A 12,791-nucleotide genomic window follows, 5' to 3' on the forward strand; every position below is an offset into this window, starting at 1 on the left:
GCCGCCCGGGCACGCGAGCACGGCGTCGGGCCGGTAGCAGCACGGAGAGTATCGTCATGAAGATCGTCAAACAGTGGTTCGCACGCCAGAGCCAGAAGCAGCGGGATGCCGAACGGCCCGGCTCGCGCGTCGCGGCCTCGCCGCTGTTGCTCGCACTCGAACCGCGCGTCGTCTACGACGCGTCGGTGGCTGCCGTCGCCGCGCAGCCGCACGCCCATGAACACGCGCATGCGGAAACGCATCGCACCGAAGCGCAGACCGATACCGCGACGGCCGGCAACGCCACCCCGCCGCAAGCGTCCTCGGCGCCGGTCGACAAGCCGGTGCGCAGCGCCTCGCGCGCAACCGCCGAAGGCACCGACACCTCGGCGCAAGCCCAATCGCGATCGGCCGCCCAAGGGAACGCCGATACGCAGCACGCCACGGCAAACGACGTCGGCATCGCGATGCCGGCCGTCGGCCAGACCGACGTGGTCTTCATCGACCCGAGCGTGGCGAACTACCAGACGCTGATCGCCGGCCTGCCCGCCGGCACGCAGTACGTGGTGCTCGATGCCGGCAGCGACGGCTTCGCGCAGATCGCAAGTTATCTGCGATCGCACCAAGGGGTCGAATCGATCAGCCTGATCTCGCACGGCACGGACGGCGCGATCCAGGCCGGCTCGACCTGGCTGACCGCCTCCGATTTCTCGGCCTACAGCGCGGAACTCGCGCAGATCGGCGCGGCCATGAAGCCGGGCGGCGACTTCCTGATCTACGGCTGCGACGTCGCCCAGCAGGCCGACGGCCAGGCGCTGGTGCAGCAGATCGCCGGCGTCACGCACCTGAACGTGGCGGCCTCGATCGACGCGACCGGCGCCGCCGCGCTCGGCGGCAACTGGACGCTCGAATACCAGGTCGGCCAGGTGCACACGGCGCTGAACGAATCGGCCACTGCCCAGGCGCAGTTCAACGAGCTGCTCGGCGTGACAGTGGAAACCTACGACACCGCCGCCAACAACAACTTCCAGGCGCTCGGCTCGTCCCAGTTCATGCTCGACGGCATCGTCTACACGCTCGACCAGGCCGCCAACACCTTCGCCTACAACGATTCGAATTCGCCGAACGGCCCCACCGACATCACCGACTCGTCGACCGACGGCGTGCTCGAGATCAATGCGGACGGGGGTTCGGCGATGAGCAACGTCACCATCTCGCTGGCAAACGGCCATACCTTCAACCTGCAGAGCTTCGACCTCAGCTCCTTCAACGGCGATCTCTACATCCAGGCGCACTATGCCAACGGCACCAGCAGCGGGCTGATCCAGCTCGCCACGGCCGCGGTGGGCGGCTTCCCCGGTGCCACCGTGTCGAGCCAGTTGGGCAGCGCCTTCAACAATATCGTCTCGTTCTCGCTGATCGACCAGAACGACCCCGGCGCCTTCGAGCCTTCGCTGGACAACCTGACCTACCAGGACACCGGCCCGGCGGTCACCACCAGCAGCGGCAACGCGGTCTGGAGTTCGGCCGACAACGGCGCGGGCACGGGCGGCACGGCGGTGAGCGTCGACCCCGGCCTGACCCTCAGCGACGGCGGCTCCAGCACGGCCAAGACGGCCACCATCCAGATCACCAACTTCCAGACCGGCGACCTGCTCAACTTCACGGCGCAGAACGGCATCACGAGCACCTACGACCCCACCACCGGCACGCTGACGCTGAGCACCGGCGCCGGCACGGCGACCATCGCGCAATGGCAAGCCGCGCTCGAATCGGTGACGTTCTCGAGCTCGCTGACCTCGCCCAATCTCTCGACCACCACGCGCACCGTCTCGTTCTCGTTCAACGACGGTACCTTCGTCAGCAACATCGCCACGCGCAACGTGACGATCACGGCGGTCGACCAGAGCCCGGTGCTGAGCGAAGGCGGCGCGGCCAGCACCAGCTATCTCGCCGGCACTGCCGCCGCCGCGGTGGACGCGAACATTCACGTCAGCGATGCGGACAATGCCTCGCTGGCCGCCGCCACCGTTACCATTTCCAGCGGCTTCGTGAGCGGCGATTCGCTGGGTTTCGTCAACAACAACGCCACGCTCTACGGCGACATCCAGGCCAGCTACAACCCGAGCTCGCATGCGCTGTCGCTGTTCTCGGGCAGCGGCACCGCCACGGTCGCGCAGTGGCAGGCCGCGCTCGATGCGGTCAGCTTCGCGTCATCGAGCGGCACCACCGGCGGCACGCGCGACATCACGTTCTCCGTGAGCGACGGCACCAAGACCAGCGGCACGCTGCATCACAGCGTGGTGGTGACGGTCGGCCCGACGGTCACCACCGACAGCGACTCGGCCATGTTCGTGACTGGCGACAACACGGCCTCGACGCCGGTGGCGGTGGACGCCGGCATCGTCGTCTCCGACGGCGTCAGCAGCACGCTGGCGAGCGCCACGGTGCAGATCACCGGCAACTTCCAGGTCAATCACGACCAGTTGCTGTTCGTCAACAACCCGGCGACGATGGGCGACATCAGCGCCGTCTACAACACCAGCACCGGCCTGCTCACGCTGACCTCGGCCAGCGGCACGGCCAGCCTGGCGCAATGGCAGGCGGCGCTGCGCGCCGTGACCTTCACCAGCGACCTGGTCGTGCCGTCGAACGCGACGCGCACGGTCAGCTTCCGGATCAACGACGGCACCCTGGTCAGCCCGGTGGCGAACCGCTCGGTGAGCGTCACGGATGTCGACCAGACGCCGATCATCGGCGGCGGCGGCACCACCGTCAATTTCACGGCAGGCGACAACACCGTCTCCACGCCGGTGGTGATCGACAACACCATCACGGTGGCCGACGCCGACGGCGGCCCGCTGCACACGGCCACCGTCACGATCTCGAGCAACGTCCAGCCCACCGACGTCCTGGCGTTCAACAACAATAATTCGGTGCTCTACGGCGACATCCAGGCGACCTATTCGAACGGCGTGCTCACGCTGAGTTCGTCCAGCACCACGGCCACGCTCGCGCAATGGCAGGCCGCGCTGCGCGCCGTCACCTATACCTCCACCGCCGTCACGCCGTCGAACCTGTCGCGCACCGTCACCTTCAGCATCAGCGACGGCACCAAGAGCAGCGGCACCGTGTCGGCCACGGTGAACGTGGCCGATACCGACCAGACGCCGCAGATCAGCGGTAGCAGCGGCAACGTCACGCTGACCCAGGGCGACAACACGAGCTCCACGCCGGTCACGGTGGACGGCGGCATCGTGGTGTCCGACCTCGACAACGGCACGCTCGCCTCGGCCACCATCACGATCGGCAACGTCGACGCCAGCGACGTGCTGCTGTTCGTCGGCAATCCCACGACGATGGGCAACATCAACGGCTCGTACTCGAACGGCGTGCTGACGCTGAGCTCGGTCGGCAACAGCGCCACGGTCGCGCAATGGCAGGCCGCGCTGCGTTCGGTCCAATTCCAGAACTTCTCGTCGGTGCCGACCACCACGCCGCGCGTCATCAGCTTCGTGATCAGCGACGGCACCAAGACGAGCGGCACGTGGAGCCGCACGGTGGACGTGGCGCTGACCGACCAGACGCCGCTGCTCGACACCAGCGGCGGCAGCACCACCTTCACCTCGGCCGACAACGCCCCCTCGATCCCGGTGGCCATCGACACCGGCCTGATCCTGACCGACAGCGACAGCCCCACGATGGTCTCGGCCACCGTGCAGATCACCGGCAACTACGTTGCGGGCGAGGACGTGCTTGCGCTCGGCGGCTCGTTCGGCGACATCACCGCGAGCTTCGACGCCAGCAACGGCAAGCTCACGCTGAGCTCGGCCGGCGCCTCGACCACCGCGCAGTGGATCGCGGCGCTGCGCTCGGTGACCTATACCGACCTGGCGGCGGTGCCGACCGGCACGACCCGCACCATCTCGTTCGCGGTCAGCGACGGCACCAAGGCCAGCGCCACCGAGACCAAGTCGCTCGGCATCGTCGCGACCCACCAGACGCCGGTCCTGACCAGCGGCACCTCGACCAGCCAGGACTTCCTGCCCGGCAATTCGGCCACCACGATCGACAGCGGCCTCGCGCTGACCGACCTGAACGTCGGCAACCCGTCCGCGCTGGTCTCGCTGACGATCACGGTGCAAATCACGTCCGGCTTCGAGATCGGCGACGTCCTGTCCTTCAGCGGGCTGGGCCAGATTCCGGTCAACGGCATCTCCCCCTCCTACGATCCGTCCACGGGCACCCTGACGATCACCTCCACGGGCGGCACCCTCGCGCAGTGGCAGAGCGTGCTCGACAATCTGCAGTTCCAGACCGGCTCCAATGCGCCGCTCGGCACGCGCGCGGTCTCGATCACCATCGGCGACGGCACCCGGACCAGCACGCCGGCGACCTACTCGATCGACGTGATCAGCTCCGCGCCGTCGCTGGCCACCAGCAGCACCGGCAGCGCGCACTTCCAGGCCGGCGACAACGTGCCTGCCACGCCGATCACGATCGATGCCGGCATGACCGTCGGCGACCCGCTCGGCAACGTGGTGGACACCGCCGTGATCTCGATCACCGGCAACCTGCACAGCGGCGAGGACGTGCTCGGCTTCACCAACGATGGCTCGACGATGGGCGACATCAGCGGCGTCTACAACACGCTGACCGGCGTGCTGGTGCTGACCTCGTCGAGCGGCACGGCCACCCTCGCGCAATGGCAGTCCGCGCTGCGCTCGGTCACCTATACCGACACGGCCGTCACGCCGAACACGGCCACGCGAACGGTCGACATCACGCTGAGCGCCGGCGCGCAGACCAGCAACACGCTGGAGCGCACCATCGCGGTGGCGAGCGTCGACCAGACGCCGATCCTGACCACCGGCAGCGCCGGCTCGGCGGCGTTCATCGCGGGCGACAACGTCGCGTCGACGCCGGTCGCGATCGATACCGGCATCATCGTCTCGGATCTCGACAACGGCACGCTGGCTTCGGCCACCGTCCAGATCGGCACGGGTTTCCATGCCGGCGAGGACGTACTGTTGTTCATCAACGACGGCGCCACGATGGGCAACATCACGGCCAGCTACGATGCCGTGCACGGCACCCTGACGCTGAGCTCGGCCAATGGCATCGCCACGCTGGCGCAATGGCAGGCCGCGCTGCGCGCGGTCACCTATACCGACACGGCCATCACGCCCGACACGGCCACCCGCACGATCAGCTTCTCGGTCAACGACGGCACCAAGACGAGCACCCCGATCACGCGCAACGTCAGCGTCGCCGACGTCGACCAGACGCCGGTCATCGGCTCCACCAGCAGCGGCCCGGCTGCCTTCCAGGCCGGCGACAACAGCATTTCCACGCCGATCGCGATCGACAACGGCATCGTCCTGGGCGACCTCGACAACAGCACGCTGGCCTCGGCCAAGGTGCAGATCGGCACCGGCTTCCAGCTCGGCGAGGACGTGCTGTCGTTCGTCAACGACGGCGCCACCATGGGCAACATCACGGCCAGCTACGACGCCGTGCATGGCACCTTGACGCTGACCTCGGCCGGTGCCAGCGCCACGCTGGCGCAATGGCAGGCGGCGCTGCGCTCGGTCACCTATACCGACACGGCCATCACGCCCAACACGGCCACCCGCAGCATCGGCTTCTCGCTCAACGACGGCACCCAGACCAGCGCGACCTACTCGCGCGACGTCACCGTCGCCGATGTGGACCAGACGCCCGTCGTCGGCTCCATCAATTCCGGCTCGGTCCCCTTCAAGGCCGCCGACAATGCCCCATCCACGCCGGTCACGATCGATGACGGCATCACGCTGTCCGATCTCGACAACGGCACCTTCGCCTCGGCCATCGTGCAGATCGGTGCCGGCTTCCATGCCGGCGAAGATGTCCTGAGCTTCGTCAACGACGGCCTTACGATGGGCAACATCACGGCCAGCTACGACCCCGCGCACGGCACCCTGACGCTGAGCTCGGCCGGTGCCAGCGCCACGCTGGCGCAATGGCAGGCCGCACTGCGCTCGGTCACCTATGTCGACACGGCCGTCACGCCCGACACGGCCACCCGCAGCATCGGCTTCTCGGTCAGCGACGGCACCCAGACCAGCACGACCTACTCGCGCGACGTCACCGTCGCCGATACCGACCAGACGCCGATCCTGACCACCGGCAGCACGGGTTCGGTGGCGTTCACCGCCGGCGACAACGTCGCGTCGACGCCGGTCGCGATCGACACCGGCATCGTCGTCTCGGATCTCGACAACGGCACGCTGGCTTCGGCCATCTTCCAGATCGGCGCGGGTTTCCATGCCGGCGAGGACGTGCTCGGCTTCGTCAACGACGGCGCCACCATGGGCAACATCACGGCCAGCTACGACGCTGCCGCCGGCACCCTGACGCTGAGCTCCTCGGGCAACAGTGCCACGCTGGCGCAATGGCAGGCGGCGCTGCGCTCGGTCACCTATACCGACACGGCCATCACGCCCGACACGGCCGCCCGCACGATCAGCTTCTCGATCAACGACGGCACCAAGTCGAGCCTCTCGCTCGCGCGCACCGTCACGGTTGCCGACGTCGACCAGACGCCGACCGTCGGCTCCACCAGCAGCGGCCCGGCTGCCTTCCAGGCCGCCGACAACACCGTTTCCACGCCGATCGTGGTCGACAACGGCATCGTCCTGGGCGACCTCGACAACAGCACGCTGGCCTCGGCCAAGGTGCAGATCGGCACCGGCTTCCAGCCCGGCGAGGACGTGCTGTCGTTCGTCAACGACGGCGCCACCATGGGCAACATCACGGCCAGCTACGACGCCGTGCACGGCACCCTCACGCTGACTTCGGCCGGCGCCATCGCCACGCTGGCGCAATGGCAGGCCGCGCTGCGCTCGGTCACCTATACCGACACGGCCATCACGCCCGACACGGCCACCCGCAGCATCGGCTTCTCGCTCAACGACGGCACCCAGACCAGCGCGACCTACTCGCGCGACGTCACCGTCGCCGACGTCGACCAGACACCGCTCATCTCGTCGAGCAGCACCGGTTCGGTGCCCTTCAAGGCAGGCGACAATGTCGCCTCCACGCCGGTGGTGGTCGACAACGGCATCACGCTGACCGATCGCGACAACCCCACCCTCGCCTCGGCCACGGTGCAGATCGGCGCGGGTTTCCATGCCGGCGAGGACGTGCTCGGCTTCGTCAACGACGGCGCCACCATGGGCAACATCACGGCCAGCTACGACGCCGTGCACGGCACCCTCACGCTGAGCTCGGCCGGCGCCACCGCCACGCTCGCGCAATGGCAGGCCGCGCTGCGCTCGGTCACCTATACCGACACGGCCGTCACGCCCGCCACCGCCACGCGCACCCTGATCGTCTCGGTCAACGACGGCGTGAAGACCAGCGGGGCCATCACGCGCAACATCACGGTCGCCGATACCGACCAGACGCCGCTCATCTCCTCGAGCAACAGCGACCCGGCCGCCTTCGTGGCCGGCGACAACACGGCGTCCACGCCGATCGTGGTCGACAACGGCATCACGCTGTCCGATCGCGACAATTCCACCTTCGCCTCGGCCACGGTGCAGATCGGCACCGGCTTCCACGCCGGCGAGGACCTGCTCGGCTTCGTCAACGACGGCCTCACGATGGGCAACATCACGGCCAGCTACGATGCCGTGCACGGCACCCTGACGCTGAGCTCGGCCGGCGCCACCGCCTCGCTGGCGCAATGGCAGGCCGCGCTGCGCTCGGTCACCTACACCGACACGGCCATCACGCCCGATTCGACAACGCGCGTCATCAGCTTCGCCGTCAGCGACGGCGTGAAGGCCAGCACCGCCATCACGCGCGAGGTCACCGTCACCGATACCGACCAGAGGCCGATCATCTCGTCGAGCAACACGGGCTCGGTCTCCTTCACGGCAGGCGACAACGTCGCGTCGACACCGGTGGTGGTCGACAACGGCATCGTGCTGAGCGACCTCGACAACTCCACCTTCGCCTCCGCCACCGTGAAGATCGGCGCCGGCTTCCATGCCGGCGAGGACGTGCTCGGCTTCGTCAACGACGGCGCCACCATGGGTAACATCACCGCCAGCTACGATGCCGCCACCGGCACGCTGACGCTGAGCTCGGCCGGCGCGATCGCCTCGCTGGTCCAATGGCAGGCCGCGCTGCGCTCGGTCACCTACACCGACACGGCCATCACGCCGGACGCCGCGACGCGCAGCATCAGCTTCTCCGTCAACGACGGCGTGAAGACCAGCACCGACATCACGCGCAGCGTGACCGTCACCGATGTCGACCAGACGCCGCTCATCTCGTCGAGCAACACCGGGCCAGCCGCCTTCGTCTCGGGCGACAACGCCCCCTCCACGCCGATCGCGATCGACAACGGCATCACGCTGTCCGATCGCGACAACACCACCTTCGCCTCGGCGACGGTGCAGATCGGCGCCGGCTTCCATGCCAACGAGGACCTGCTCGCCTTCGTCAACGACGGCGCCACCATGGGCAACATCACGGCCAGCTACGACGCCGTGCACGGCACCCTGACGCTGACTTCGGCCGGCGCCACCGCCACGCTGGCCCAATGGCAGGCGGCGCTGCGCTCGGTCACCTATACCGACACGGCGGTGCTGCCCAACACGGCCGCGCGCACGCTGATCGTCTCCGTCAACGACGGCACCAAGACCAGCGCCGCCCTCACGCGCAGCGTGTCGGTCACGGCCACGCACCAGACGCCGCAACTGGGCGGCGGCGATGCACAGCTCAGCTACACGGCCGACGGCAAGAGCGGCTCCACGATCACGGTCGGCGACGGCATCACGCTGGGCGATCGCAACAACACGCCGCCCACCACGGCGACGGTGGCCTTCGGCGGCAGCTTCGACGCCAAGCACGACGTGCTGGGCTTCACGCCGAGCGCCGCCAGCGGCGACATCACGGCCAGCTACAACGCCGCCACCGGCACCCTGACCTTCAGCTCGGCCAGCGGCACCGCCACTACCGCGCAATGGCAGGCGGCGCTGGACGCGGTGACCTATACCGACACCCAGGCCGAGCACGCCAACGTCTCGCGCACCCTGGTGTTCACGGTCGGCGACGGCACGCGCACCAGCGCGCCGCTCACGCGCACGCTGCAGATCGTGGGCGTGCCGCAACCGGTCGGCGTGCCGATCCTGCCGCCTACCGTGGAACCGGATCACCGGCCGACGCCGCCGATCGCGCCGCCGCCGCAAGTCGAGATCCCGCGTTCGACCATGCTGATCGCACCGGATGCCCAGGAGCGCAACGACGGCGTGTCGAATCCCCTGATCGTGCTGACGGCACTCGACGCGCCGCGCCAGATCAGCACCATCGTGCCGCGCGACACCTTTACCTTCGCCACCCACGACGCGCACGGAAACGCATTGGGCGACACCTCCGTCACCTCGCTCGAATCGATCGTGCCGCAGGAGGCGGCCGCTGCACCGGCGGCCGCGCATCTGCTGCCTGCCGCCGACGTGCATGCCATGCACCAGCCCGGCAGCGCCTTCGCGCTCAACGTGGCCCCGCTGCTGCGCGCGCCGGCCAATGCCGAAGCCGCGCACGAGCAGGCCAGCGTGGCCGTCACGCTGGCCGACGGCGCGGCCCTGCCGTCGTGGCTCCACTACGACGCCACGCACGGCACGCTGAGCGGCACGCCGCCGGCCGGCGTGCACGAGATCCGCGTCACGCTGGTCTCGCGCGATGCTGCCGGCAACGTGGTGCGCCGCGAGGTGGTGGTGCGCTTCGACGCGCACGGCAAGCCCGCCGCCAACGCGCATGCCGCGCCGAAACCGGCAGCCAAGCCGGCGCCGCAAGCCGCCGTGCCGCCCGCCAAGGCTTCGCTCACCGCGCAATTCGCCAATGCGGTGGCCACGCTGCACGTGCCGCGCCACGACGCGGCCCTCGCCGAGCGGCAGTCCGCCGTCGCGGCCGTCACCCCGGAGCGCCGCTCATGAAATCCGCACTCGCCTTTCCCTTTGCCCATTCCTCCAAGAGACCACTCGCCGTGAACAACAAGACGCTCCGGGGACGCGCGCCGCGTCCCGCCCTGCTCGCCGCCGCCCTCGCCGTGATCTGGCTGTCCGGCTGCGCCGTGAAGCCGGTCCCGTTCACCGACGCGGAGCGCGCCGATACGGCCCGCACCGACCGCGCGGCGATGTTCACGAACCAGCAGCCGGTAAGCGGCCCGATCACGCTCGACGAGGCGATGGCGCGCGCGATCCGCTACAACCTCGACCATCGCCTGAAGATGATGGAAGAGGCGCTCGCGCAGCGGCAGCTCGACCTGTCGAACTTCGACCTGCTGCCCAAGCTGACCGCGCAAGCCGGCTACACCAACCGCAACCACGAGCTCGCCTCGGCCTCGGAAGGCCTGTTCACGCACGAGGAATCCCTGATTCCCTCGTACTCGACCGACAAGAACAGCCGCACCGCCGACCTCAACCTGTCCTGGAACATCCTGGACTTCGGCGTCAGCTACTTCGAGGCCAAGGAGCAGGCCGACCACGTGCTGGTGCTCGAGCAGCGCCGCCGCAAGGTGGTGCAGCTGATGATGCAGCAGGTGCGCGAGGCCTACTGGCAGGCGGTGGGCGCGCAGCGCCTGCGCGAGAGGATCGGGCCGCTGCTCGAGCAGGCCGGCGCCGCGCTCGACGATTCGCGCAAGACGCAGGCGCAGGGCCTGCGTTCGCCGATCGAGACGCTCAACTACCAGCACGCGCTGCTCGACCTGATGCGCCAGCTCGAGGCGGTGCGCGACCAGCTCGAGGAAGCCAAGCCGCGCCTGGCCTCGCTGATGAACCTGGAGCCCGGCCGCGACTTCACGCTGGCCGCCGGCGACGACTTCAAGGTGCCGGTGTTCGAGATGCCGATGCCGAAGATGGAAGACATGGCGCTGCAACGCCGGCCCGAGCTGGTCGAAGCCAGCTACAACGAGCGCATCAGCGTCAACGAGACCCACAAGGCGATCGCCAAGCTGCTGCCCGGCATCGAGTTCAGCCTCGGCGCGCATTACGACAGCAACAGCTTCCTGGTCTACAACGCCTGGCGCTCGGCCGGCATCAGCGTGAGCTGGAACCTGCTGAACCTGCTCAACGAACGCAATATCCGCGGCACCGCGCAGGCCCAGCTCGACGTGGCGAAGATGCAGCGCATGGCGCTCAGCATGGCGGTGCTCACCCAGGTGCACGTGGCACGCAGCGAGCTGGCCGCCAAGACGCGCCAGTTCGACCTGTTCAAGCAGATGAACGACGTCGACCAGCAGATCCTCGAACACACCCACAACGCCACCACGGCCAACGCGCAGGGCAAGCTCGAGGAGATCCGCGTGGCCACCGCCGCGATGATGTCCGAGCTGCGCCTCTACCAGAGCTACGGCGAACTCGAGAGCGCCTATGGGCAGATGCTCGCCACGCTGGGCCTGGACCCGGTCGGCGACAAGCTGAACGGCCATGACCTCGCCTCGCTGCGCAAGTCGATCGGCGAGGAACAGCAGCGCTGGGACGTGCTGGCCCAGGGCGGCGACCTGACTGCCGCCGCGCCCGCCCAGCCGGGCCCGACGCTGGCCGCCGCAGCCGCGCTAGACGCAGCGGGAGCCACCCAGAAATGACGCAGGCCAGGCACTACCGGGCAGCCGGCGCGATCGCGCTGCTCGTCGCAACAGGTTTCGCGATGGCGGCGCCGCCGGCGCCGGCTCCCGCACCCGCCACCCCGCCCGCTCCGGCGGCGGCCCAGGCCCCGGCCGCCGACAGCCCCGATTCGCGGATCCGCATCCAATTGGTGGCGCGCGACCAGGTCGACGTGTCGAGCGAGATCTCGGCCAAGATCGCCTCGCTGCCGTTCCGCGAGGGCGACAGCTTCCGCACCGGGCAGACCCTCGTCACGCTTGATTGTTCGCTGTACAGCGCGCAGTTGCGCAAGGCCCAGGCCGACGCCGACGGCGCGCGCGACCTGCTCGACACCAACCGCAAGCTGCTCGCGCTGCATTCGATCGGCGAGCTGGAGGTGCAGCAGGCGCAGGCCAAGCAGAAGGCCAGCGCGGCCGACGTGGCCTATATGCAGGCCACCGTGCACAAGTGCGCGATCGCGGCGCCCTTCGACGGGCGCGTGGTCAAGCGCAGCGCCTCGCCGCAGCAGTTCGCCGAGCCCGGCAAGCCGCTGCTGACCATCGTCGACACCGGCCATCTCGAACTGAAGATGATCGTGCCGTCGAAATGGCTGGCCTGGCTCAAGCCCGGCCATGCGCTGAGCGTGCAGGTCGACGAGGTGGGCAAGACCTACCCGGCCAAGGTGGCGCGGATCGGCGCGCGCGTCGACCCGGTCACGCAGACCGTCGACGTGACCGCCGCGCTGAACGCCGGCGCGCCCGAACTGCTGCCGGGCATGAGCGGCTGGGCCAGCTTCGCGCGGTGATGTCATGACGGTGACGGCAACCCGCATGGCGGAAGAAGCGACCCAGGAACAGGTGCGCATCGACGGCCAGCAGCTCGCGCTGCTCTGGCAGTTGTCGGCCCGTGCCCGCGCGGCCGCCAGCGAGACCACGCTCGGCTTCACGATCGTCAACGAAACCCTGGCCCTGGTGCCCTATCGCCAGGCCGCCTGGTGGCGCGGCGACGCGCCGGGCCACGTGGCGGCCGTCTCGGGCCTGCCGCAGAGCGACCCGAACGCGCCCTACGTGCAGTGGCTCGGCGCGCTCTGCAAGGCGCTCGCGCGCGGCCTGCAGGACGCGCCGCCCAAGGACGCCGCGGCGCGCGTGGAAGGCCAGGGCGCGCCGGTGCTGCCGGCCC

General features: G+C 69.0%; 3 protein-coding genes and 1 pseudogene. All 4 read left to right on the plus strand.

The annotated features are described in order from the left end of the window. Positions 1 to 56: 56 nt before the first annotated feature. Positions 57 to 9,965 carry a DUF4347 domain-containing protein gene (locus F3J10_RS23310; protein ID WP_167243094.1) on the plus strand — a complete coding sequence of 3,303 codons (9,909 nt, stop codon included), beginning with the start codon at positions 57 to 59 and terminating at the stop codon, positions 9,963 to 9,965. Then, complete coding sequence (locus F3J10_RS23315; RefSeq protein WP_205194197.1) at positions 9,962 to 11,614, plus strand: TolC family protein; 1,653 nt, start codon at positions 9,962 to 9,964, stop codon at positions 11,612 to 11,614. The genes F3J10_RS23310 and F3J10_RS23315 overlap by 4 nt, the downstream gene beginning before the upstream one ends. After that, a complete protein-coding gene (locus tag F3J10_RS23320) occupies positions 11,611 to 12,417 on the plus strand; it encodes an efflux RND transporter periplasmic adaptor subunit (protein ID WP_167243095.1) in 807 nt (268 codons plus the stop codon). Before F3J10_RS23315 ends, F3J10_RS23320 begins: the two co-directional genes overlap by 4 nt. Positions 12,418 to 12,421: 4 nt before the next feature. Further along, a pseudogene (locus F3J10_RS23325) lies at positions 12,422 to 12,791 on the plus strand (secretion protein HylD); the annotation flags it as partial.

The sequence above is a fragment of the Burkholderia sp. Cy-637 genome (assembly GCF_011753175.1).
In the GTDB taxonomy this organism is placed as follows: Bacteria; Pseudomonadota; Gammaproteobacteria; order Burkholderiales; family Burkholderiaceae; genus Burkholderia; species Burkholderia gladioli.

What these genes read in the sequence shown, in the direction of transcription:
- F3J10_RS23320 (WP_167243095.1), top strand. Translation starts at nt 11,611, where the DNA reads ATGACGCAGGCCAGGCACTACCGGGCAGCCGGCGCGATCGCGCTGCTC.
- F3J10_RS23310 (WP_167243094.1), top strand. Translation starts at nt 57, where the DNA reads ATGAAGATCGTCAAACAGTGGTTCGCACGCCAGAGCCAGAAGCAGCGG.
- F3J10_RS23315 (WP_205194197.1), top strand. Translation starts at nt 9,962, where the DNA reads ATGAAATCCGCACTCGCCTTTCCCTTTGCCCATTCCTCCAAGAGACCA.